The sequence below is a fragment of the Pseudomonas paraeruginosa PA7 genome, assembly GCF_000017205.1.
GTDB classification, from domain to species: Bacteria; Pseudomonadota; Gammaproteobacteria; order Pseudomonadales; family Pseudomonadaceae; genus Pseudomonas; species Pseudomonas paraeruginosa.
In genome coordinates this window covers 486,444-509,686 of the sequence record NC_009656.1, presented here as the reverse complement: position 1 = coordinate 509,686, position 23,243 = coordinate 486,444, and the positions used below count along the sequence as shown (strand labels likewise).

Here is a 23,243-nt window from a genome sequence, read left to right as displayed (position 1 = left end):
GTTATCCGCCGAGGCATGCTCGCCGGAAACACCCGATGGCCGGCAGCCGCGCCGGTCGGCGCCGCTCCCTGCGGAGCCTCAGATCTTCGCCAGCGCCTGCGCCAGGTCGGCCTGCAGGTCCTCCAGCGCCTCGACGCCCACCGACAGGCGGATCAGCGAGTCACCGATGCCCAGTTCGGCACGGGTTTCCGCCGGGATGCTGGCGTGGGTCATGATCGCCGGATGCTCGATCAGGCTTTCCACCCCGCCCAGGCTCTCCGCCAGGGAGAAGATCCGTACGTTCTCCAGGAACCGCCGGGCGCCGGCCAGGTCGCAGCGCAGGTCGAGGGAGATCATCCCGCCGAAACCACGCATCTGCCGTTTCGCCAGCTCATGCTGCGGGTGCGAAGCCAGCCCGGGATAGTACACCCGCGCCACCTGCGGCTGACGCTCCAGCCACTGGGCCAGGGCCAGGGCATTGCTGCAGTGGCGCTCCATGCGCAGCGCCAGGGTCTTCACCCCGCGCAGGGTGAGGAAGGCGTCGAACGGCCCGGAGATGGCGCCCACCGAGTTCTGCAGGAAGCCCAGGCGTTCGCGCAGGTCCGGGTTGTCGCCAACGATGGCGATGCCGCCGATCACATCGGAGTGGCCGTTCAGGTACTTGGTGGTGGAGTGCACCACCACGTCGAAGCCCAGCTCCAGGGGACGCTGGATATAGGGACTGGCGAAGGTGTTGTCGGCCACGCTGATGATGCCGCGGGCGCGGCAGAGCTGGGCGATGGCGCGCAGGTCGGTGAGGCGCAGCAGCGGATTGCTCGGGGTTTCCACCCAGATCATGCGGGTTTCCGGGGTCAGCGCGGCCTCGAAGGCCGACAGGTCGGTCGGATCGACGAAGCTGAAGCGATGCCCGGCGCTGCGCCGGCGGACCCGCTCGAACAGGCGGAAGGTACCGCCGTAGAGGTCATTGCCGGAAACGATGTGGGAGCCGGCGTCGAGCAGTTCCAGCACCGAGGAGATCGCCGCCAGGCCGGAGGCGAAGGCGAACGCCTGGGCGCCGCCTTCGAGGTCGGCGACGCAGCGCTCCAGGGCCCAGCGCGTCGGGTTGTGCGAGCGGCCATAGTCGAGCCCCTTGTGCACCCCGGGGCTTTCCTGGATGTAGGTGGAATTGGCGTAGATCGGCGGCATGATCGCGCCGGTCGAGGGATCGGGGGCCTGCCCGGCGTGGATGACCCGGGTCGCGAAGGCCTGGGCCGGGGCGTCGGGGTTCTGGTCGTGCTGGCTCATGTGAGCTTTCTCCGCAAATGGTTCAACAGGTCGAAACGGGTGATCAGGCCGTGGAAGCCGCTGGCGTCTGCGACGATCGCCACCAGACCGCGGTCGAGGACCGCCTGCAACTCGCCCAGGCTGGCGCCGGGAGCCAGGGTCTCCGGCGCGGCGTTCATCGCGCTGCTTACCGCATCGCGGAAGCGCGGCGCATCGGCGTGCACGCCGAGCAGGATATCCGACTCGTCGATCACGCCGACCAGTTTTCCGTTGTCCAGCACCGGCAATTGCGAAACGTCGGCCAGGCGCATGCGCTGGAAGGCGGTGAGCAAGGTGTCGTCCGGGCCGACGCTGATCACCCGGCCCTCCTCGAAGCGCCGCGCGATGATGTCGCGCAGGTCGCCATAATGCTTGCGCTGGAGCAGGCCCTGATCGGTCATCCACTGGTCGTTGTAGATCTTCGACAGGTAGCGGGTACCGGTATCGCAGACGAAGCTGACCACCCGCTTCGGCTCCGTCTGCTCGCGGCAGTAGCGCAGCGCCGCGGCCAGCAGGGTGCCGGTGGAGGAGCCGCCGGGGATGCCCTCGACCCGCAGCAGCTCGCGGGCCATGGCGAAGCTTTCCTCGTCACCGATGGAATAGGCGTGGCGCACGCTGGAAAGATCGGCGATGGCCGGCACGAAGTCTTCACCGATGCCTTCCACCGCCCAGGAGCCGGGCGTTCCCAAGGTCCCGGAGCGCGAGTACTCGGCCATGATCGAGCCCTGCGGATCGGCGAGGACCATCTCCAGATCCGGCTGGACCTTCTGGAAGAACCGCGTCAGCCCGGTCAGGGTGCCGGAAGAGCCGACGCCGACGACGACGGCGTCGAGGTCGTGGCCGGTCTGCGCCCAGAGCTCCGGGCCGGTGCCGCACTCGTGGGCCAGCGGGTTGGCCGGGTTGTTGAACTGGTCGGCGAAGAAGGCGCCGGGAATGTCCTGCGCCAGACGCGCGGCAACGTCCTGGTAGTACTCCGGATGGCCCTTGCCGACGTCCGAGCGGGTGATGTGCACCTCGGCGCCCATGGCGCGCAGGTGCAGGACCTTCTCGGTGGACATCTTGTCCGGCACCACCAGCACCACCCGGTAGCCCTTGGCGCGGCCGACCAGGGCCAGGCCGAGGCCGGTGTTGCCGGCGGTGGCCTCGACGATGGTGCCACCGGGCCGCAGGCGACCGTCGCGTTCGGCGGCCTCGATCATGGCGACGCCGATGCGGTCCTTGATGGAGCCGCCGGGGTTCTGCGATTCGAGCTTGAGGAACAGGGTGCAGGGGCCGGTATCGAAGCGCGTCACGCGAACCAGCGGGGTATTGCCGATCAGGTCGAGCACGGCGGGGCGTGAGTCGGAAGTCATCTCTTCTCCTATCGGTGTTTCCGTACGGAGCGATACGGTGCGCGGCCTCGTGAGCCATTGCACCTATCCGTTCTGGGGCCTGCAGACCATAGGGGCTGGCGCGCGCGGGCGCCAATAACCTACAGGTAGAACGTTAGAACCTTTGGTTCCTTGCGGCCGCCGGAAGGATTCCCGCCGACCGCCACGAGGCCCATGAAAAAGCCCGCCGGATGGCGGGCTTTCTCGCGACTGGCGACGGACCTCAGATGCGCTGCGGCCCGTTGCGCTCGGACACCTGTCCGTTGAGGGTCCAGAAATCGTAGAGCACGCCGAGGAAGAACAGGCCGCCAGTGAACAGGTAGATGATCCCGGTGATCCACTTGCCCATGTACATCCGGTGCACACCCAGTGCGCCGAGGAAGGTGAGCAGGATCCAGGCCACATTGTAGTCCAGGTTACCGCCCTGGAAACGGCGGTCGGCCTCGCGGTCCATCGATGGAATGAGGAACAGGTCGACGATCCAGCCGATGAAGAACAGGCCGAAGGTGAAGAACCAGATGGTCCCGGTGATCGGCTTGCCGTAATAGAAGCGGTGCGAACCGGTGAAACCGAAGATCCACAGCAGGTAGCCAATGGCCTTGCTGTGGGTGTCGTGCTGCTGCGTCATGCGTCCCCCTTGTTCCATGCGGCGCCTGCGGCCGCGTCTGAGCCGCAGGGTAGCGGAGCGGCGGACGCCGCGCCAGAGCGTGCCGGCGCATGACAGTTTTGCAATTGCCTATCCTGTAGGCTGGTTCTGCCGCAACCGCCCCAGGAGCCGCCATGAGCGCCGGACACGAGCACAGTTTCGCCCAGACCAACGAAACCCGCCTGAAATGGGCCCTTTTGCTGACCGGCAGCTTCCTCGTCGCCGAGGTCGTCGGCGGCATCCTCACCGGCAGCCTGGCGCTGATCTCCGACGCCGCGCACATGCTCACCGACGCCATGGCCCTGGTCATCGCCCTGGCCGCGATCAACATCGCCAAGCGCCCGACCAACGATCGCCTGACCTACGGCTACCACCGCTTCGAGATACTCGCCGCGGCGTTCAATGCGATCCTGCTGTTCGGCGTGGCCTTCTATATTCTCTACGCGGCCTACGAGCGGCTCAGCCAGCCGGCGGAGATCCAGTCCGTCGGCATGCTGGTGATCGCCGTCCTCGGCCTGCTGGTGAACCTGGCCAGCATGCGCCTGCTGGCACCGGCCCAGGGTAACAGCCTGAACGTCAAGGGCGCCTACCTGGAAGTCTGGAGCGACATGCTCGGCTCGCTGGGGGTGATCGTCGCGGCGATCGTCATCCGCGTCACCGGCTGGGCCTGGGTCGACTCGCTGGTGGCGGTGCTGATCGGCTTCTGGGTCCTGCCACGCACCTGGATTCTGCTGCGTGAAAGCCTGCACGTGCTGCTCGAAGGGGTGCCGAAGGAAATCCAACTGGCCGAGCTGCGCGAGGCGCTGCTGGGGATTCCCGGCGTGACCGGGCTGCACGACCTCCACGTGTGGTCGATCACCAGCGGCAAGATCAGCCTGACCAGCCACCTGGTCTACGATCCCAACCAGGTCGACGCCGAGGCGCTGCTGGGAACGGTGAAGGCGCTGCTGCACGACCGCTACGAGATCGAACACAGCACCCTGCAACTGGAAACCTCGGCCTGCGCCCAGGCCGAGGAACCACTGGCCTACTGAGCGCGGCTCAGCGGAAGCGCCGACCGGCCGGGTCGTCGTCGGTGATCTCCAGGCTCAGGCCCTGGGTCATGCTCGACAGATGGTCGGCGTCGCTTTCCGAACCGAGCTTGATCATCAGCCGCAGGTCGTTGGCCGAGTCGGCGTGGGCCAGGGCGTCCTCGTAGGTGATCTCGCCCTGGGTGTAGAGCTGGTACAGCGCCTGGTCGAAGGTCTGCATGCCTTGCTCGGTGGAGCGCTTCATCAGCGGCTTGAGCTCGTGCACCTCGCCCTTGCGGATCAGGTCGGCGGCCAGCGGGGTGTTCAGCAGCACCTCGATCACCGCCCGCCGCCCCTTGCCGTCGGGGGTCGGCACCAGTTGCTGGGCGACGATCGCCTTGAGGTTCAGCGACAGGTCCATCCACACCTGGCCATGACGGTCGGCCGGGAAGAAGTGGATGATCCGCTCCAGCGCCTGGTTGGCGTTGTTCGCGTGCAACGTCGCCAGGCACAGGTGGCCGGTCTCGGCGAAGGCCACGGCGTGGTCCATGGTCTCCCGCGAGCGCACCTCGCCGATCATGATCACGTCCGGTGCCTGGCGCAGGGTGTTCTTCAGCGCCACCTCGAAGGAGTCGGTATCCAGCCCCACCTCGCGCTGGGTGACGATGCAGCCCTGGTGCTGGTGGATGTATTCGATCGGGTCCTCGATGGAGATGATGTGCCCGGTGGAGTTCTTGTTGCGGTAGCCGATCATCGCCGCCAGCGAAGTGGACTTGCCGGTGCCGGTGGCGCCGACGAAGATCACCAGGCCGCGCTTGGTCAGCGCCAGCTTCTTGAGGATTTCCGGGAGCTTCAGCTCGTCCAGGGTGGGAATGTTGGTCTCGATCCGGCGCAGCACCATGCCCACCAGGTTGCGCTGGTAAAAGGCGCTGACCCGGAAGCGGCCGATGCCGCGGGCGCTGATGGCGAAGTTGCACTCGTGGTTCTCGGCGAAATCGCGGCGCTGCTGCTCGTTCATCACGCCGAGCACGGTCTCGCGGGTCTGCTCCGGCGACAGCGGGGTCTTGGTCACCGGCATCACCCGACCGTTGACCTTCATCGACGGCGGCACGCCGGCGGTGATGAACAGGTCGGAGCCGCCTTTCTCCACCATCAGGCGCAGCAGCTTTTCGAATTCCATGATGTTCTCGCTCACTCAGGGGCGCGCCGCGACGGCGAACCGGATGCCGGCGGGCGTCCTCGGGGAGGCGCTCGCCGGCAAGGATTTGGCTGGGAATGCGCTACGGTACCGTTCTCCCGTCCTTGAATCCTAGACGCAGTTCCGGGATTCGGGCGAAGCGCGGCGGAACGGCGCCGGGATCAGAAGTTTTCCGGGATCTTCGCCTTCTCGCGGGCGTTCTCGCGGCTGATCAGGCCCTTGGCGACCAGGCCCTTGAGGCACATGTCGAGGGTCTGCATGCCCAGCGAGCCGCCGGTCTGGATCGCCGAATACATCTGCGCGACCTTGTCCTCGCGGATCAGGTTGCGGATCGCCGGGGTGCCGATCATGATCTCGTGGGCCGCCACCCGGCCGCCGCCGATCTTCTTGATCAGGGTCTGCGAGATCACTGATTGCAGCGACTCGGAGAGCATCGAGCGGACCATGGCCTTTTCCTCGGCCGGGAACACGTCGACCACCCGGTCGATGGTCTTCGCCGCCGAGGTGGTATGCAGGGTGCCGAATACCAGGTGGCCGGTCTCCGCCGCGGTCAGGGCCAGGCGGATGGTCTCCAGGTCGCGCATCTCGCCGACCAGGATGATGTCCGGGTCCTCCCGCAGCGCCGAGCGCAGCGCCTCGCTGAAGCCGAGGGTGTCGCGATGCACCTCGCGCTGGTTGACCAGGCATTTCTTCGACTCGTGGACGAATTCGATCGGGTCCTCGATGGTGAGGATATGGTGGTACTTGGTGTTGTTCAGGTAGTCGAGCATCGCCGCCAGGGTGGTGGACTTGCCCGAGCCGGTCGGCCCGGTGACCAGCACCAGCCCGCGCGGCACGTCTGAAACACGTTTGAACACTTCTCCCATGCCAAGCTCCTCCATGGTCAGTACCTTGGAGGGAATGGTCCGGAATACCGCGCCGGCGCCCCGGTTCTGGTTGAAGGCGTTGACCCGGAAACGCGCGACGCCCGGCACCTCGAAGGAGAAGTCGGTCTCGAGGAATTCCTCGAAATCCTTGCGCTGCTTGTCGTTCATGATGTCGTAGATCAGCGCGTGCACCTGCTTGTGCTCCAGCGGCGGCAGGTTGATCCGGCGCACATCGCCATCCACCCGGATCATGGGCGGCAGGCCGGCGGAGAGATGCAGGTCCGAAGCGCCCTGTTTGGCACTGAAGGCGAGCAGCTCGGTAATATCCATGGGACTCCCCAATTACAAGCAAGCAGGTAGAATGCCGCCAAAGCCGCCGTCTCGGACAAGGAAAACACCGGATGACCCAGGGTGCTTCCAGGACACGCGTGGTGTCCTGCGCCGGAGGCGAAACCTCGACACTGGAACAGGAAGATGGCCATCGGGGCCGGCGGTCTCGAGGGCGTCGAGCCGACGCCGACCGCACTTCCATAGGGCGCAGGTAATGTCCACGATAGCAGAGAATATTGCAAAGGTTGCCGCGCGCATCCGTGAGGCAGCGCAAGCTGCGGGGCGCGATCCGGCCACGGTCGGGCTGCTCGCGGTGAGCAAGACCAAGCCCGCCGCCGCGGTGCGCGAGGCGCACGCGGCCGGCCTCCGCGACTTCGGCGAGAACTACCTGCAGGAGGCCCTCGGCAAGCAGGCCGAACTGGCCGACTTGTCCTTGAACTGGCACTTCATCGGCCCCATCCAGTCGAACAAGACCCGCCCCATCGCCGAGCATTTCCAGTGGGTGCACTCGGTGGACCGGTTGAAGATCGCGCAGCGCCTGTCGGAGCAACGCCCGGCCGGCCTGCCGCCCCTGAATATCTGCCTGCAGGTCAACGTCAGCGGCGAAGCCAGCAAGTCCGGCTGCGCCCCAGAGGACCTGCCGGCCCTGGCCGAGGCCGTGAAACTCCTGCCCAACCTCCGACTGCGTGGCCTGATGGCCATCCCCGAGCCCACCGTCGAACGCGCCGCGCAACACGCCGCGTTCGCCCGCCTGCGCGAGCTGCTGCTGGGTCTGAACCTTGGCCTGGACACCCTGTCCATGGGCATGAGCGACGACCTCGAGGCGGCCATCGCCGAAGGCGCGACCTGGGTCCGCATCGGTACCGCCCTGTTCGGCGCGCGCGACTACGGCGCGCCGACTTCTTGAAGGAATCCTCTATGAGCACACCCCGCATAGCGTTCATCGGCGCCGGCAACATGGCCGCCAGCCTGATCGGCGGCCTGCGCGCCCAGGGCGTGCCGGCGGAACGCATCCGCGCCAGCGATCCGGGCGCCGAACAGCGTGCGAAGATCGCCGGCGAATTCGCCATCGACGTGGTCGAGTCCAACGCCGAGGCGGTGACCGGCGCCGACGTCGTGGTCCTGGCGGTCAAGCCCCAGGCCATGAAGGCCGTGTGCCAGGCCTTGGCGCCGGCGCTGCAGGCGGAACAACTGATCGTCTCCATCGCCGCCGGCATCCCCTGCGCCAGCCTCGAAGCCTGGCTCGGCCAGCCGCGCCCGGTGGTCCGCTGCATGCCCAACACCCCGGCACTGCTGCGCCAGGGCGCCAGCGGGCTGTACGCCAACGCGCAGGTCAGCGCCGTGCAACGCGAGCAGGCCGGGCAGTTGCTGTCCGCGGTGGGCATCGCCCTGTGGCTGGACGACGAAGCGCAGATCGACGCGGTGACCGCGGTGTCGGGCAGCGGCCCGGCGTATTTCTTCCTGCTGATGCAGGCCATGACCGACGCCGGCGAGAAGCTCGGCCTGTCCCGCGAGACGGCCTCGCGCCTGACCCTGCAGACCGCCCTCGGCGCGGCGCAGATGGCGCTGTCCAGCGACGCCGGGCCGGCCGAACTGCGGCGCCGGGTGACTTCGCCGAACGGCACCACCGAAGCGGCGATCAAATCCTTCCAGGCCAACGGCTTCGAAGCACTGGTGGAGCAGGCCCTGAACGCCGCCAGCCAGCGCTCCGCCGAGCTGGCCGAACAGCTTGGCCAATAAGGAGTAGTCGATGATCGGCCTCAATACCGCTGCTATCTATATCCTCCAGACCCTCGGCAGCCTGTACCTGCTGATCGTGCTGCTGCGCTTCATCCTGCAACTGGTCCGCGCGGACTTCTACAACCCCCTCAGCCAGTTCATCGTGCGCGCCACCAAGCCGCTGCTGAACCCGCTGCGGCGGATCATCCCCGGTTTCGGCGGGATCGACCTGGCCTCGCTGGTGCTGGCGATCCTGATCCAGCTGGTGCTGATGATCCTGATCCTGATGCTGATGGGCTACGGCGTCGGCGGCTTCATCATGCAACTGCTGATCTGGTCGATCATCGCCGTCACCTCGCTGTTCCTGAAGGTGTTCTTCTTCGCCCTGATCATCAGCGTGATCCTTTCCTGGGTCGCCCCGGGCAGCTACAACCCCGGCGCGCAACTGGTGAACCAGATCTGCGAGCCGTTGCTGATGCCGTTCCGCAAGCTCCTGCCGAACCTCGGCGGACTGGATATCTCGCCGATCTTCGCGTTCCTCGCGCTGAAGCTGATCGACATGCTGGTGATCAACAACCTGGCGGCCATGACCGGCATGCCCCAGCAACTGAGCATCTTCCTCTGAGCTTCTATCGCTGGGACGGCGAGGACCTGCTCCTCGATTGCCACCTGCAGCCCAAGGCGAGCCGCGACGAGTTCGCCGGGCTGCATGGAGAACGCCTGAAGATCCGCCTTACCGCACCGCCGGTGGAAGGCAAGGCCAATGCCCATCTGCTGGCCTTCCTCGGCAAGGCCTTCGGCGTGGCCAAGAGCCTGGTCAGTCTGGAGAGCGGCGAGCTGAACCGGCAGAAACGGGTACGCATCCGCCGCCCGACCCGGCTGCCGGAGGAGCTGGGAATCGCCGCTCGACCCGCTTGACCGACCTTACGTGCAGGAATGTGAAGCAGGCCAATTGACGCTCCTCCGCGCCCCCGCATAATCCACGCCATCCTTCCCCCGCCGGTCCCGCGCCCTGGAGCCCCTGGATGAGCATGGAAAGACTCAGCCATCAAATCGACGCCTACGTCGCCTGGAAGCGCGAGCTGATGCGGGAGATCACCCGCTATCGCGGCTGGCTGGAGCGCAGCCGGCTGAACAGCCCGGCGGTCGAGGCCAAGCTCGAGCGCGCCTTGCGCCAGTTGCGCGCGGACCACATCACCCTGGCCTTCGTCGGTGAGTTCTCGCGTGGCAAGACCGAACTGATCAACAGCCTGTTCTTCGCCGGCTACGGCCAGCGCATGCTGCCGTCCCACGCCGGGCGCACCACCATGTGCCCGACCGAGCTGTTCCACGATCCGCGCGCCGAGCGCAGCTATATCCGCCTGCTGCCGATCGAGACGCGCCTGGCCGACGCCAGCGTCGCCCAGTTCAAGCGCGTGCCACGGCACTGGGTGAACATTCCGCTGGACACCAGCGACCCGGAGGGCATGGCCCAGGCCTTCGCCCAGGTCGCCAAGACCAAGGCGCTGCCGGTGGAACAGGCGATCCAGCTCGGCTTCCATCCGGACGCCCTGGAAGCCGCCGACGAGCCCGACCAGGTGCGCGTCCCGGCCTGGCGCCACGCCCTGGTCAACTTCGACCACCCGCTGCTGCGCCAGGGCCTGCGGATCCTCGACACCCCTGGCCTGAACGCCCTCGGCAGCGAGCCGGAGCTGACCCTGTCGATGCTGCCCAACGCCCAGGCGATCCTGTTCCTGCTCTCCGCCGACGCCGGCGTCACCGCCTCGGACATGGAAATCTGGCAGAAATACATCCAGCCACTGCGCGAGGACGGCCACAGCAGCCTGTTCGCCGTGCTGAACAAGATCGACGTGCTCTGGGACGATCTCTCCGGCGAGCGCTTCGTACAGAACGCCATCCGCCTGATCCAGGACGGCACCGCCCGCCAGCTCGGCCTGCAGCGCGGCGACGTGCTGCCGCTGTCGGCGAAGCAGGCGCTGCTGGCCAAGGTCCGCGGCGAACCGGCGCTGCTCGAGCGCAGCCGCCTGGACCGCCTGGAAGCGCTGCTCTGCGAGCGCATCGTCGCGCAGAAGGAGGCGCTGCTGGAGAACGCCGTGCTCGGCCAGGTCCTCGGCCTGCTGCACAACAGCCAGCACCTGCTGCGCCTGCGCCTGGAAAAGGTCGAGGAACAGCGCGCGCTGCTCGACGACAAGCAACGCGACAGCGGCCAGCTGCTGTTCGAACTGACCGCGAAGACCAAGGACGACCACGGCCGCCACCACCGCCGCCTGCTCAACCTGAAGACCAACCAGCGCCTGTTGCAGCACCAGGGTGCGACGCTGCGCGAGACGATCCGCAGCGAGCGCATGGAACAGCACCTGCAGAAGGTGCGGCGCAACCTCAACGGCAGCCTGACCACGGTCGGCATCAACCAGGCGATCCTGGCGTTCTTCCGCGCGGTGGAACACGACCTCGACAACCTCGAGCACGAGGCCGGCATGGCCAACCGCATGGTCGCCGCCATCTACCGCCGGCACAACGAGGAGAACCCGCTCTACGCCCTCGACGCGCCGCAGCTGCGGGTCCAGCGCTACCAGCACGAACTGTTGCAGCTGAAGAAGAAGGGCGACCAGTTCCGCCTGCAACTGAAGACCGTGCTCACCGAGCAGCGCCTGCTGACCCGGCGCTTCTTCGCCACCCTGGTGCAGGAAGTGGTCGGCCTGTACCAGCGCCTGCGCGAGGAAACCGAGCGCTGGGCCGGCGACGCGCTGCTGCCGCTGATGCAGCACACCCTGGAGAACAAGCAGTTGCTCGAAAGCCACATGCTCCGCCTCAAGGGCCTGGCCCAGGAAACCCAGCAGGTGCGCCAGCGCAGCCAGGCCTTCGCCGGGTTCGCCGAGGAACTGCAGGAACAGATGCGCGAAGCCGGCGACATCCTCCGCCAGTTGCGCCGGCCCTCGCCCCTGCAGCGCCAGGCCAAGGTGGTCAACCTGCCCGGCTCGCAGCGCGCCTGAACCCCGCTCCCGCGCCGCGCGCCTGCGCGCTTGCCGCTGGGGGCGACGCTCTTTAGACTGGCGCCCTCCTTTGTTCGAGAGCAGGGTCGATGCCCACAGTCTTCCCCGACGACTCCGTCGGTCTGGTCTCCCCCCAGACGCTGCACTTCAACGAACCGCTCGAGCTGACCAGCGGCAAGTCCCTGGCCGAGTACGACCTGGTGATCGAAACCTACGGCGAGCTGAACGCCACGCAGAGCAACGCGGTGCTGATCTGCCACGCCCTCTCCGGCCACCACCACGCCGCCGGCTACCACAGCGCCGAAGATCGCAAGCCGGGCTGGTGGGACAGTTGCATCGGTCCGGGCAAGCCGATCGACACCCGCAGGTTCTTCGTCGTCGCCCTCAACAACCTCGGCGGTTGCAACGGATCCAGCGGCCCCGCCAGCATCAATCCGGCGACCGGCAAGGTCTACGGCGCGGACTTCCCGATGGTCACGGTGGAGGACTGGGTGCACAGCCAGGCGCGCCTGGCAGACCGCCTCGGCATCCGCCAGTGGGCCGCGGTGGTCGGCGGCAGCCTCGGCGGCATGCAGGCGCTGCAATGGACCATCAGCTATCCCGAGCGCGTCCGTCACTGCCTGTGCATCGCCAGCGCGCCGAAGCTGTCGGCGCAGAACATCGCCTTCAACGAAGTCGCCCGGCAGGCGATTCTTTCCGACCCGGAGTTCCTCGGCGGCTACTTCCAGGAACAGGGCGTGATTCCCAAGCGTGGCCTCAAGCTGGCGCGGATGGTCGGCCATATCACCTACCTGTCCGACGACGCCATGGGCGCCAAGTTCGGCCGCGTACTGAAGACCGAGAAGCTCAACTACGACCTGCACAGCGTCGAGTTCCAGGTCGAGAGCTACCTGCGCTACCAGGGCGAGGAGTTCTCCACGCGCTTCGATGCCAATACCTACCTTTTGATGACCAAGGCGCTGGACTACTTCGACCCCGCCGCCGCCCACGGCGACGACCTGGTGCGCACCCTGGAGGGCGTCGAGGCGGACTTCTGCCTGATGTCCTTCACCACCGACTGGCGTTTCTCGCCGGCCCGCTCGCGGGAAATCGTCGACGCCCTGATCGCGGCGAAAAAGAACGTCAGCTACCTGGAGATCGACGCCCCGCAAGGCCACGACGCCTTCCTCATGCCGATCCCCCGGTACCTGCAAGCCTTCAGCGGTTACATGAACCGCATCAGCGTGTGAGGATCCGATGCGCGCCGATCTCGAAATCATCCAGGAATGGATTCCCGCCGGCAGCCGCGTCCTCGACCTCGGCTGCGGCGACGGCGAACTCCTGGCCTGGCTGCGCGACCACAAGCAGGTCAGCGGCTACGGCCTGGAGATCGACCCCGACAACATCGCCCGTTGCATCGAAAACGGGGTGAACGTGATCGAGCAGGACCTCGACAAGGGCCTGGGCAACTTCGCCAGCGACAGCTTCGACGTGGTGGTGATGACCCAGGCGCTACAGGCCGTGCACTACCCGGACAAGATCCTCGAAGAGATGCTGCGGGTCGGCAAGACCTGCATCATCACCTTCCCCAACTTCGGCCACTGGCGCTGCCGCTGGTACCTGGCGCGCAACGGGCGGATGCCGGTCTCCGAGTTCCTGCCGTATACCTGGTACAACACGCCGAACATCCATTTCTGCACCTTCCAGGACTTCGAGCGCCTGTGCCGCCAGTTGCGCATGCGCGTGCTCGACCGCCTCGCCGTGGACCGTGACCACCGGCATGGCTGGGCCAGCCGGCTGTGGCCTAATCTATTGGGAGAGATCGGTATCTACCGGGTCACCGGGCCCGGAGTACAGACCCGCAGCCTCGCCGTCTAGGAACGCGCCGGGCTGCGGGCCAGGGCCGGGCGCCCCTCCGCTCGTCCTCGGGAGAGCGCTGCCGAAGCCGGCCAAGGCCGCCGGCAGCAGACCATGGACAACCTCCATGCCACCTTTCAGGAGAACCACATGCGCCGCTTCACCGCTTTCGTCCTCGGCCTCTGCCTGAGCCTGCCGGTCCTCGCCGAGCAGGTGCAGCGCTTCGGCGACCTGGACGTCCACTACAACGTGTTCAACTCCAGCTTCCTCCAGCCCAACGTGGCCAGCGCGGTCGGCCTGGTGCGCAGCAAGGCGCAGGGCGTGATCAACGTGGTGCCGATGGAGAAAGGCAAGCCGGTGGAGGCCAGCGTGACCGGCTCGGCCAGGGACCTGACCGGCAAGGTCATTCCCCTGGAATTCCGCCGCGTCAGCGAGGAAGGCGCCATCTACAACCTGGCGCAGTTCCCGATCAGCCAGCGCGAGACCCTGGTCTTCACCATCAAGGTCGAGGCCAAGGGCGAACCTGCGCAGACCTTCAGCTTCAACAAGGAAATCTTCCCGGACGAATGATCAAGCTCGAACAGCTGGTGCTGGCCAGTCACAATGCCGGCAAACTCAAGGAACTCCAGGCCATGCTCGGCGCCAGCGTGAAGGTGCGCTCGATCGGCGAGTTCAGCCAGGTGGAACCGGAGGAAACCGGTCTTTCCTTCGTCGAGAACGCCATCCTCAAGGCGCGCAACGCCGCGCGCATCTCCGGCCTGCCGGCGCTGGCCGACGACTCCGGGCTGGCGGTGGACTTCCTCGGCGGCGCGCCGGGCATCTACTCGGCGCGCTACGCCGACGGCCGGGGCGACGCGGCGAACAACGCCAAGCTGCTGGAGGCCCTGAAGGACGTCCCGGACGCCGGGCGCGGCGCGCAGTTCGTCAGCGTGCTGGCGCTGGTGCGCCACGCCGACGACCCGCTGCCGATCCTCTGCGAGGGCATCTGGGAAGGCCGCATCCTCCGCGAAGCCCGTGGCGCCCATGGCTTCGGCTACGACCCGCTGTTCTGGGTGCCGGAACGCGACTGCTCCAGCGCCGAGCTGGCGCCCGAGGAGAAGAACCGCCTCAGCCACCGCGCTCGCGCCATGGCCCTGCTCAAGCAGCGCCTGGGCCTCTGAGCCGCAGCCGCCGGCTGCCGCCCCCGGGCGGCGTCGGCACGGCGTTTCGTCCGGCCGCCTTGGAGGTTGGCCGAACTCATGCCACGATAGCGCCCCGAAACCGCCCCCACACCGCCCCGCCGTGACCCAAGCCGCCCCGTTCCAGCTCCCGCCCCTGGCCCTGTACGTGCATATCCCCTGGTGCGTGCGCAAGTGCCCGTATTGCGACTTCAACTCCCACGCCGCTGGCCCGGAGCTACCCGAAGAGGCCTATGTCGACGCCCTGCTCGCCGACCTGGAGCAGGACCTGCGCCATGTCCATGGTCGGCGCCTGGGTTCGATCTTCTTTGGCGGCGGCACGCCCAGCCTGTTCTCGGCCAAGGCCCTGGGCCGGCTACTGGAAGGCGTCGAGCGCAGGGTCGGCTTCGCCGACGGCATCGAGATCACCCTGGAAGCCAACCCCGGCACCTTCGAACAGGCCAAGTTCGCCGACTACCGGCGCCTCGGCATCAACCGCCTGTCCATCGGCGTGCAGAGCTTCCAGGCCGACAAGCTGCAGGCCCTGGGCCGCATCCACGACGGCGACGAGGCCGTGCGCGCCGCCGACATGGCGCGCCAGGCCGGCTTCGACAACTTCAACCTCGACCTGATGCACGGCCTGCCCGGGCAAAGCCTCGACGACGCCCTGGCCGACCTGCGCCAGGCTCTCGCCCTGGCCCCCACGCACCTCTCCTGGTACCAATTGACCATGGAGCCGAACACGGTGTTCTGGAGCCAGCCACCGGAGCTGCCCGAGGACGACATCCTCTGGGACATCCAGGAAGCCGGCCAGGCCCTGCTCGACGAACACGGCTACCGCCAGTACGAGACCTCCGCCTACGCCCGCGACGGCCTGCGCGCCCGGCACAACCTGAACTACTGGAGCTTCGGCGACTTCCTCGGCATCGGCGCCGGCGCCCACGCCAAGCTGAGCGCGCCGGACGGACGCATCGTGCGGACCTGGAAGACCCGCCTGCCGAAGGACTACCTCAACCCGCAAAAGGCCTTCCAGGCCGGCGAGCGCCCGCTGGAAGCGGCCGACCTGCCATTCGAGTTCATGATGAACGTGCTGCGCCTGGTCGACGGCGTCCCCGCCGCGCTCTACCCGCAGCGCACCGGCCAGCCACTGGCGGCGCTCGCCGATGCCTGCGCCGCCGCGCGCGACGCCGGGCTGCTCGCCGAGGACCCGCAGCGCCTGCGCCCCAGCGAACGCGGCCAGCTGTTCCTCAACGACCTGCTGCAACATTTCCTGCCGTGACGACGGATGCACGCCCATCCGTGCCGGCAGGCAGGTAAACTCCGCCGACCGACACGCCGATTCGTTACAAGGAACCCTCGATGGATTACGCGCTGGACCTGATCGCCACCCTGTCGCGCTGGAGCCGCAGCCACCTGTCGGACATTTCCCTGGCCATCATGGCCACCCTGCTGGTGCTGTTCGGTCCGGCGATCAACGCCTGGGTACAGCAGCGCATCGGCAGCCTCAACTTCGTCTTCCGCACCCTGCTGTTCGTGTTGATCTGCGCGGTCGGCTACGGCCTGGCGATGGTCTTCGTCACCCCCTGGCTGGCCAAGGGCCTCGGCTACTTCAACAACTACACCCTGGCGCCCGTGCTCCTGCTAGTGTTCTTCGTGATCGGCATGATCGCCGATCGCAGCTGAGCCCCCGGTCTCCCGGCGGCCAGCGCCGTCCCCAAGAGCGTCATGGCCTCCGGGAGCCCGCATGAAACCGATCAAGCACCTCTACCTGCATTTCACCGACGGCCAGCGCCTGTCGCTGCGCTTCCCGCGCCAGCAGGACGACCCGGCCGAGGTTGCCCGCAGCATCCGCCAGCAACTGGACACGCCCTATCTCAGCGTCGAGGTCGACGGCGACCTGCTGCTGATTCCGCGGGACAGCATCAAGTACCTGCAGATCAGCCCGGCGCCGGCGCGCCTGGACGACGACGGCACGCTACGCGGCGCCGAGCTGATCGTCTGAGGGCCATCCGCCTCAGTTCCCCTCCCGGCGCAGCGCCTGCGGGGTGAAGTCGCGCGGCCCGACCTGCACGCCGAAGTCGTACATCGGCTCGTTGTTGTCCAGCCCATCGACGAAGTAGCGGCCGCCCTTGAAGTCGTAGATCGCTTCCAGGGTGCTGGAGACCAGCGGCACATCGTAGTAGTTGATCGGATGGACCTCCTGGGCCCGGGTCAGCACGCCATCCTTGTCGTAGATGTCGGCGGCGAGGATCTGCCAGCTGTCTTCGTCGAGGTAGAAGCGGCGCTTGGCGTAGGGATGGCTGAAGCCCTTGCGCAGGGTCGCCTCGACCACCCAGACGCGATGCAGCTCGTAGCGCAGCAGGTCGGGATTGATGAAGCGGCTCTTGAGGATGTCGCCATAGGCGAGGCCCTTCTGGTGCACCGCGTAGCTGTTGTAAGGCACCAGCATCTCGCGCTTGCCGAGCAACGCCCACTCGTAGTGGTCCGGTGCACCGTTGTAGACATCCACGGTGTCCGCCGTGGCCATGCCGTTGGTATCCGGCTGCAGGCTGTCGTAGGCCAGGGTCGGCAAGCGCCGCACGCGCCGCTCGCCACGGTTGAAGCGCCAGGCCTTGCGGATCGACAGCACCTGGTCGAGGGTTTCCTGCACCACCAGCGCCGAACCGGCCAGGCGCGCCGGCGCGACCACCTTGTACTTGTAGTAGAACAACGTGTTGTCGAGGTTCTCCGGGATCATCCCCTCGCGGCCATAGACGAAGTACAGGTAGCGGTCGAGCTTGAGCAGGTTGTAGCTGCCGTTGGCCAGCACCGCCGCCTGGTTGGTCTGCAGGTGCAGTTGCTCGCCGCGGTAGCGCATGATGTGGTTCCAGATCGCTTCCTGGCCGCTCTGCGGCAGGGGGAAGGGCACGCCGGCGGCAGCGCCCTGCACGCCGTTGCCGTCGGCGATCAGCTCGGCGCGGCTGGCGTTGGCGCGGGTAGCGTCGTACAGGCGCTGCGGCAGGGATGCGCTGCGGCGGGTGGGGAAGACCCGCAGGTGGTAGTCCGGGTTGGCCTGCAGCAAGGCCTGGGTGCCCGGCGTCAGCAGCGCCTGGTAGGCGGCCATGTTGCGGCTGTCGAGGACCAGGCGCGGACGATCGGCGGCGAACGGGTCGAGGTGATGCATGCCGGGCCGGTAGCCGGCCGGCGCCTGGGTGATGCCGCCGGTCCAGGGCGGGATGCTGCCATCGGCGTTGCCGGCCCGCTCCGCCCCCAGCGGGGTCAGGTCCTGGTCCAGGCGTGCGGCCTGGACTTCGTCTACCTTGGCCTGCGCCGCCCAGGCGCAACCGGCGCCGAGCAACAGGATGCCCAGTTTCTTCAACACAGCAGTCTCCTTTGCAGCCGGCCGAGCCGTGCCGCTCTTATTATTGGATCCGGCCGAAGCCGGGAAACGTGCAGCTTGAAGGTGAGGTCCGCCGGGTGTTCCCGGTCTGCTTGGAGTCCCGGCGCCGGTTCGGCGCCAGGGGTACGTCGCTGGTGCGGTGGATCAGTCGACGCGCTCGAACTTGAGGTCCCAGACGCCATGTCCCAGGCGCTCCCCGCGCCGCTCGAACTTGGTCACCGGACGCTCTTGCGGGCGCGGCACGAAGCGGCCGTCTTCGGCCTGGTTGCGGTAGCCCGGCGCCGCGCTCATGACGTCCAGCATGTGCTCGGCATAGGGCTCCCAGTCGGTGGCCATGTGCAGCACGCCGCCGACCTTCAGCTTGCGCCGCACCAGTTCGGCGAATTCCGGCTGGACGATCCGCCGCTTGTGGTGGCGCTTCTTGTGCCAGGGATCGGGGAAGAACAGCAGCAGCCGATCGAGGCTGGCGTCGGCCACGCAGTGGCGCAGCACTTCCAGCGCGTCGCAGCTATACACCCGCACGTTGCCCAGGCCCTGGGTCAGCAGGCCGTTGAGCAGCGCGCCGACGCCCGGCTTGTGCACCTCGACGCCGATGAAGTCGAGGTCAGGCGCAGCGGCGGCCATTTCCAGGGTGGAATGGCCCATGCCGAAACCGATCTCGAAAGTCCGCGGCGCCTGGCGACCGAAGATCGCGTCGAAGTCCTGGACCTCATCGCTCAGTTCCAGGCCGAACTTCGGCCAGCCCAGGTCGAGGCCACGCTGCTGGCCTTCGGTCATGCGCCCGGCGCGCATCACGAAGCTCTTCACGGTGCGCATCGGCCGTGCTTCGTCGTGTTCCGCCAGGGAGTCCTGGGCCGGGGATTGCGGGGTATCGCTCATGGAAAAGAAAACCTTGCTAGAGACAGAAGGGCGGGCTGCCTGCCGGACGCTTCCCGCATCCGGCGGACAGCCCGCCCCAGGTAGTCGGTATCAGTCGATCAGGCCGTCCAGCGGCGACGAGGCGCTGGCATACAGCTTGCGCGGCATGCGTCCGGCCAGGTAGGCGAGACGACCGGCGACGATCGCGTGCTTCATGGCCTCGGCCATCATCACCGGGTCCCTGGCATGGGCGATGGCGGTGTTCATCAGCACCGCCTCGCAACCCAGCTCCATGGCGATCGCTGCATCGGAAGCGGTGCCCACGCCGGCGTCGACCAGCACCGGGACCTTGGCTTCCTCGAGGATGATGCGCAGGTTGTAGGGGTTGCAGATGCCCAGGCCGGAGCCGATCAGGCCGGCCAGCGGCATCACCGCGATGCAGCCGATCTCGGCCAGCTGGCGGGCGATGATCGGGTCGTCGCTGGTGTACACCATCACGTCGAAGCCGTCCTTCACCAGTTGCTCGGCGGCCTTGAGGGTCTCGACGACGTTGGGGAACAGGGTCTTCTGGTCGGCCAGGACTTCCAGCTTGACCAGGTTGTGCCCGTCCAGCAGCTCGCGGGCCAGGCGGCAGGTGCGCACGGCCTCGACCGCGTCATAGCAGCCGGCGGTGTTCGGCAGGATGGTGTAGCGATCCGGCGGGATCACATCCAGCAGGTTCGGCTCGCCGGGGTTCTGGCCGATGTTGGTGCGGCGCACCGCCACCGTGACGATCTCCGCTCCGGAGGCCTCGATGGCCCGGCGGGTCTCGTCGAGGTCCTTGTACTTGCCGGTCCCCACCAGCAGGCGCGAGCCATAGGTACGGCCGGCGATGACGAAGGGGGTATCGGTGCTGGATGCTTGGCTCATCGGATGACTCCTGGATGGAAAGGCTTGCGGGGCCGATGGAAGAAATTCGGGGCCTAGCCGCCGCCGATGGCGTGGACGATCTCCACGCGGTCGCCATCCTTGAGCGCGGTGCTGGCGTGCTGGCTGCGCGGCACGATATCCAGGTTCAGCTCGACGGCCACGCGGCGGCCGCCAAGCTCCAGGCGGGCCAGCAGGTCCGCGACGCTCTGCGCGTCGGGGAGCTCGAAGGCCTCGCCGTTCAGTTGAATCTGCATGGCTGAACGGTCACGAAAGTGAAAGGGAGCGGCATTCTAGCCCGATCCACCCCGATGACCAAGGCGCCTTGTCGACAAGTGCGCCGCCCGAGGCAACCGGTCTCAGGCGTTGCCCAGGCGCCAGGCGGCCAGCCCCAGGCACAGCCAGCCGGCGAGGAAGGAGACGCCGCCGAACGGGGTGATGATGCCGAGCTTGCCGATGCCACTGAGGGTCAGCAGGTAGAGACTGCCGGAGAACAGCAGGATGCCCAGGGTGAACAGGCCACCCGCCGCGCTCACCAGGCGGCCGTCCAGGCGGGTGGCGAGCAGCGCCACGCCGAACAGCGCCAGGGCGTGGATCAACTGGTAGTGCACGCCGGTCTGGAATACCGCCAGGTGCTCGGCGCTGAGCTGCTTCTTCAGGCCGTGGGCGGCGAACGCCCCGAGGGCCACGCCGGTGAAACCGAAAAATGCCGCCAACAACAGGAAGGGACGAAGCATGGACAAGACTCCGGTGATAGCATCCAGCCCGTTATAATGGCCGCCCCCTTCTTCCAAGCCAAGCCACGCATGTTGCGATCCCTGCTCCGTCGCCTGTTCAAGTACCTGCTCTGGTTCATGGCCGCCAGCGTCGTGCTGGTCGCGGTCCTACGCTGGGTGCCGCCACCGGGGACCATGGTCATGCTCGAACGCAAGGTCGGCTCCTGGGTCGACGGCCAGCCCATCGATCTGCAACGCGACTGGCGCTCCTGGGAGCAGTTGCCGGACAGCCTGAAGGTCGCGGTGATCGCCGGCGAGGACCAGCACTTCGCCGAGCACCACGGCTTCGACCTGCCGGCCATCCAGCAGGCGCTCGCGCACAACGAGCGCGGCGGCAGTATTCGCGGCGCCAGTACGCTCAGCCAGCAGGTAGCGAAGAATGTCTTCCTCTGGTCCGGGCGCAGTTGGTTGCGCAAGGGCCTGGAGGCCTGGTTCACCCTGCTGATCGAGACGCTCTGGACCAAGCAGAGGATTCTCGAGGTCTACCTGAACAGCGCCGAATGGGGCCCGGGCGTCTTCGGCGCGCAGGCTGCGGCACGCTATCACTTCGGCCTCGACGCCGAACGCCTGAGCCGCGCCCAGGCCAGCCAGCTCGCCGCGGTGCTGCCCAGCCCGCTGAAATGGAGCGCGGCCAGGCCGGGACCCTACGTGCGCCAGCGCGCGGCCTGGATTCGCCAGCAGATGTGGCAGCTGGGCGGCGAAGACTACCTGTTGCGCCTGGAGCGCTAGCTAACCGGCGACCCAGCCTCTCGCTCCTGGATGAGGACTTGGTGGCGCGTCGAAGGCCTGCACGATAGTCGCCATCGGACCATTCTTCTGCGAAATAAGGATTCCTCTGATATTCCAACATTGAACCGAGCTGCAGGATCAGGGCTTTGGATGCCTATGGGCACCTGCCTTCGTTACCGCTGAGCGTTTCAGGATGAAAGGATCACGGCCCGGTTCCCGCTCCAGCATGCGCGGAGCAGGACCAGCAGGGAGCACCGCATGTCCATCCGATGCGATTTGCGCTTCACCTTCACCGCCGGCGCCGGCGCCGGCGCCGACGCGTTCGAGGTCGTCGAGTTCCACCTCGTCGAAAGCCTCTCCGAGACCTTCCACCTCGATGTCCAGCTCAGCTGCGCCAACCCCGCCGTCGACTTCGGCCAGATCCTCGACCGTCCGGCGCTCCTCACTATCTGGCAGGGCGGCCAGCCCGTGCGCTACGTGCATGGCTCGGTGACCTCGTTCCAGCAGGGCAACACCGGCTTTCGCCGCACTCGCTACCGCGCCATCGTCGAGCCGCGCCTGGCCCGCCTGCAGCTGGCCTCGGACTGGCGCATCTTCCAGGCCCTGTCCGTGCCCGACATCGCCACCGCCGTACTGAAGAAGCACGCCATCACCCTGGACTACGAGCAGAAGGTCACCAACCCCCACGCTCCGCGCGAGTACTGCGTGCAGGCCGGCGGCACCGACTACCACTTCGTCGAGCGCATCATGCGCGAGGAAGGCTTTTTCTACGGCTTCCTGCACAACGCCGAAGGCCACCGCCTCATCCACTGCGACCGCCTGTGGATTTTCGGCAAACAGCCTGGCCTGCCGGTGGAGTACAACCCGCAGGCCGGCGGCGACCGCCCGGGCCCGGCGCTGCGCAGCTTCACTTACGGCGAGAACGTGCGCACCGCGCGCCAGACCCAGCGCGACTACAACTTCAAGAACCCGCTGTACAACCAGCAGACCAAGCGCGCGGGCGAGGGCGAGGGCGAGGGCGAGGGCGAGGAAATCTACTGCGACGAATTTGGCCGAGTGAAGGTGCAGTTCCCCTGGGACCGGGAAGGCCGCCACGACGAGCACAGCTCCTGCTGGATACGGGTGTCGCAGAAAATCGCCGGCGCGCTCTGGGGCCACATGGCCATCCCGCGCATCGGCCAGGAAGTCATCATCTCCAACTTCGATGGCGACCCGGACCAACCGGTCATCACCGGCAGGAGCTTCAATGCCAACCAGCGCCCGCCCTACGAGCTACCCCGGCACAAGACGCGCATGCCCCTCAAGAGCCAGACCCACAAGGGCGAGGGCTTCAACGAGCTGCGCTTCGAGGACGAGGCCGGGCAGGAGGAAATCCTCATCCACGCCCAGGAGGACCAGAACAACATCGTCAACCATGACGAGACCACCTTTGTCGGCCACGACCGCAAAGAACAGGTCGAGCACGACGAAATCATCGACATCGGCCACGACCGCACCGAAACGGTAGGCAACGACGAGCAGGTGACCATTGGCCAGGACCGGCGCCACGACATCGACCGCGACGACTACCTGACCATCGAGCGTAACCACACCATTACCACCGGCAAGACCGCACCGAACAGGTGGGCAACCACCGCCGCGACAAGACCGCCGCCAACCAATGGGTGGAGATTGGCGGGCACCTGGAGCAACGGGTGGAGGGCAATGCGCTGTTGGAAGCGGGCAAGTCAATTATCCAGCGCTCGCGCGTTGTCGAGCTACAGGCTGGTGAAGTCTTCCGCCTGTACGGCCCCGGCGGAACCATCACGCTGCACGACGGAGGCATCACACTGGAGGGGATCGCCATCGCCCTGAAGGGGCCGATGAGGGTGCAGCCTGGTGGCAGTGGCCATGCGCTGTCCTGGACAGCCAGCCGCTAATCGGCCTCCCCTTCGATCCATCCAGCCTGCCTCTGCCCGTGGCAAAAAGGCTGGAGGGCAGCTATCTTGGAAACTACTATTTGATGACTGTAGTGACTGCCTGCATTGTCAGCTCTTGATGTCAGATCAATCAGACCGATCTGCTCCAAAAACCGATCAAGACGGAACTTTTATTATTGTAATACAAACTCGCGAAGGCGAGAAACTTAGACTTTCAGGGAGGTATTGTGTGGTTGCCGAGATTCCGTATTTGAATACCCTGGGGGGGGT

The 23,243-nt window shown here is 66.9% G+C and carries 24 protein-coding genes and 1 pseudogene; 15 read left to right on the top strand and 10 right to left on the bottom strand.

Annotated elements, in window-relative coordinates:
• Window positions 1-78: 78 nt before the first annotated feature.
• From PSPA7_RS02380 to PSPA7_RS02370, 3 genes are all read right to left on the bottom strand, one after another.
• Window positions 79-1,263, bottom strand: coding sequence for a cystathionine gamma-synthase (locus PSPA7_RS02380; RefSeq protein WP_012073996.1), 1,185 nt, complete (start codon window positions 1,261-1,263; stop codon window positions 79-81).
• Window positions 1,260-2,633, bottom strand: a complete 1,374-nt coding sequence (locus tag PSPA7_RS02375; RefSeq protein ID WP_003157911.1) for a pyridoxal-phosphate dependent enzyme — start codon at window positions 2,631-2,633, stop codon at window positions 1,260-1,262. The genes PSPA7_RS02380 and PSPA7_RS02375 overlap by 4 nt, the downstream gene beginning before the upstream one ends.
• A gap of 241 nt (window positions 2,634-2,874) precedes the next feature.
• Entirely contained in the window at window positions 2,875-3,279 is a 405-nt protein-coding gene (locus PSPA7_RS02370; RefSeq protein ID WP_003155375.1) for an NINE protein, read from the bottom strand.
• A gap of 152 nt (window positions 3,280-3,431) precedes the next feature.
• Between PSPA7_RS02370 and czcD the strand changes: the two genes are divergently transcribed.
• A complete protein-coding gene (gene czcD / locus PSPA7_RS02365; protein WP_012073995.1) occupies window positions 3,432-4,331 on the top strand; it encodes a CDF family zinc transporter CzcD in 900 nt (299 codons plus the stop codon).
• A 7-nt stretch (window positions 4,332-4,338) separates the two neighbouring features.
• Here the strand turns inward: czcD and pilU are convergent, their stop codons facing one another.
• Window positions 4,339-5,487, bottom strand: a complete 1,149-nt coding sequence (gene pilU / locus PSPA7_RS02360) for a type IV pilus ATPase PilU (protein WP_033999672.1) — start codon at window positions 5,485-5,487, stop codon at window positions 4,339-4,341.
• Window positions 5,488-5,666: 179 nt separating this feature from the next.
• Window positions 5,667-6,701, bottom strand: coding sequence for a type IV pilus twitching motility protein PilT (gene pilT / locus PSPA7_RS02355; protein ID WP_003084552.1), 1,035 nt, complete (start codon window positions 6,699-6,701; stop codon window positions 5,667-5,669).
• Between the two features lie 214 nt (window positions 6,702-6,915).
• Between pilT and PSPA7_RS02350 the strand changes: the two genes are divergently transcribed.
• From PSPA7_RS02350 to PSPA7_RS02295, 12 genes are all read left to right on the top strand, one after another.
• Window positions 6,916-7,608, top strand: coding sequence for a YggS family pyridoxal phosphate-dependent enzyme (locus PSPA7_RS02350; RefSeq protein ID WP_003155374.1), 693 nt, complete (start codon window positions 6,916-6,918; stop codon window positions 7,606-7,608).
• 11 nt (window positions 7,609-7,619) lie between these two features.
• Window positions 7,620-8,441, top strand: a complete 822-nt coding sequence (gene proC, locus PSPA7_RS02345) for a pyrroline-5-carboxylate reductase (protein ID WP_012073993.1) — start codon at window positions 7,620-7,622, stop codon at window positions 8,439-8,441.
• A gap of 10 nt (window positions 8,442-8,451) precedes the next feature.
• Entirely contained in the window at window positions 8,452-9,045 is a 594-nt protein-coding gene (locus PSPA7_RS02340) for a YggT family protein (RefSeq protein ID WP_003155373.1), read from the top strand.
• On the top strand, window positions 9,042-9,338 hold the full coding sequence (locus tag PSPA7_RS02335; protein ID WP_031628111.1) for a DUF167 domain-containing protein: 297 nt from the start codon (window positions 9,042-9,044) through the stop codon (window positions 9,336-9,338). Before PSPA7_RS02340 ends, PSPA7_RS02335 begins: the two co-directional genes overlap by 4 nt.
• Before the next feature lie 107 nt (window positions 9,339-9,445).
• Entirely contained in the window at window positions 9,446-11,413 is a 1,968-nt protein-coding gene (locus PSPA7_RS02330; protein WP_003155372.1) for a dynamin-like GTPase family protein, read from the top strand.
• A gap of 89 nt (window positions 11,414-11,502) precedes the next feature.
• Window positions 11,503-12,642 carry a homoserine O-succinyltransferase MetX gene (gene metX, locus PSPA7_RS02325; RefSeq protein WP_003155371.1) on the top strand — a complete coding sequence of 380 codons (1,140 nt, stop codon included), beginning with the start codon at window positions 11,503-11,505 and terminating at the stop codon, window positions 12,640-12,642.
• Window positions 12,643-12,649: 7 nt separating this feature from the next.
• The gene (gene metW, locus PSPA7_RS02320; protein ID WP_003155370.1) at window positions 12,650-13,270 is read left to right on the top strand and encodes a methionine biosynthesis protein MetW; all 621 of its coding nucleotides are present in this window, start codon (window positions 12,650-12,652) and stop codon (window positions 13,268-13,270) included.
• Between the two features lie 129 nt (window positions 13,271-13,399).
• On the top strand, window positions 13,400-13,819 hold the full coding sequence (locus PSPA7_RS02315; protein ID WP_012073992.1) for a DUF4426 domain-containing protein: 420 nt from the start codon (window positions 13,400-13,402) through the stop codon (window positions 13,817-13,819).
• Complete coding sequence (gene rdgB / locus PSPA7_RS02310; protein WP_012073991.1) at window positions 13,816-14,409, top strand: RdgB/HAM1 family non-canonical purine NTP pyrophosphatase; 594 nt, start codon at window positions 13,816-13,818, stop codon at window positions 14,407-14,409. Before PSPA7_RS02315 ends, rdgB begins: the two co-directional genes overlap by 4 nt.
• A 121-nt stretch (window positions 14,410-14,530) precedes the next feature.
• Complete coding sequence (hemW, locus tag PSPA7_RS02305) at window positions 14,531-15,685, top strand: radical SAM family heme chaperone HemW (protein ID WP_012073990.1); 1,155 nt, start codon at window positions 14,531-14,533, stop codon at window positions 15,683-15,685.
• An 80-nt stretch (window positions 15,686-15,765) separates the two neighbouring features.
• A complete protein-coding gene (locus tag PSPA7_RS02300; protein WP_003084525.1) occupies window positions 15,766-16,089 on the top strand; it encodes a DUF3392 domain-containing protein in 324 nt (107 codons plus the stop codon).
• A gap of 61 nt (window positions 16,090-16,150) precedes the next feature.
• Window positions 16,151-16,408 (top strand): hypothetical protein, encoded by a 258-nt coding sequence (locus tag PSPA7_RS02295; protein WP_003084524.1) that lies wholly within the window; start codon window positions 16,151-16,153, stop codon window positions 16,406-16,408.
• Between the two features lie 12 nt (window positions 16,409-16,420).
• Here PSPA7_RS02295 and PSPA7_RS02290 read toward each other — a convergent pair whose 3' ends face one another.
• The 5 genes from PSPA7_RS02290 to PSPA7_RS02270 all read right to left on the bottom strand — a co-directional run bounded on the left by PSPA7_RS02290 (window position 16,421) and on the right by PSPA7_RS02270 (window position 20,286).
• Entirely contained in the window at window positions 16,421-17,767 is a 1,347-nt protein-coding gene (locus PSPA7_RS02290) for a DUF1329 domain-containing protein (protein WP_003114884.1), read from the bottom strand.
• A gap of 162 nt (window positions 17,768-17,929) precedes the next feature.
• Window positions 17,930-18,601, bottom strand: a complete 672-nt coding sequence (gene trmB, locus PSPA7_RS02285) for a tRNA (guanosine(46)-N7)-methyltransferase TrmB (protein ID WP_218035394.1) — start codon at window positions 18,599-18,601, stop codon at window positions 17,930-17,932.
• Window positions 18,602-18,754: 153 nt separating this feature from the next.
• A complete protein-coding gene (locus tag PSPA7_RS02280) occupies window positions 18,755-19,552 on the bottom strand; it encodes a thiazole synthase (protein WP_012073989.1) in 798 nt (265 codons plus the stop codon).
• A 53-nt stretch (window positions 19,553-19,605) separates the two neighbouring features.
• The gene (gene thiS, locus PSPA7_RS02275) at window positions 19,606-19,806 is read right to left on the bottom strand and encodes a sulfur carrier protein ThiS (protein WP_003156175.1); all 201 of its coding nucleotides are present in this window, start codon (window positions 19,804-19,806) and stop codon (window positions 19,606-19,608) included.
• 102 nt (window positions 19,807-19,908) lie between these two features.
• The gene (locus tag PSPA7_RS02270; RefSeq protein WP_012073988.1) at window positions 19,909-20,286 is read right to left on the bottom strand and encodes a DUF423 domain-containing protein; all 378 of its coding nucleotides are present in this window, start codon (window positions 20,284-20,286) and stop codon (window positions 19,909-19,911) included.
• A gap of 36 nt (window positions 20,287-20,322) precedes the next feature.
• On the opposite strand from PSPA7_RS02270, the gene mtgA reads away from it, so the two are divergent.
• Together mtgA and PSPA7_RS02260 are read left to right on the top strand one after the other, a co-directional pair.
• The gene (gene mtgA / locus PSPA7_RS02265; RefSeq protein ID WP_012073987.1) at window positions 20,323-21,054 is read left to right on the top strand and encodes a monofunctional biosynthetic peptidoglycan transglycosylase; all 732 of its coding nucleotides are present in this window, start codon (window positions 20,323-20,325) and stop codon (window positions 21,052-21,054) included.
• Window positions 21,055-21,312: 258 nt separating this feature from the next.
• Window positions 21,313-22,973, top strand: a pseudogene (locus tag PSPA7_RS02260) (type VI secretion system Vgr family protein).
• Window positions 22,974-23,243: the final 270 nt, after the last annotated feature.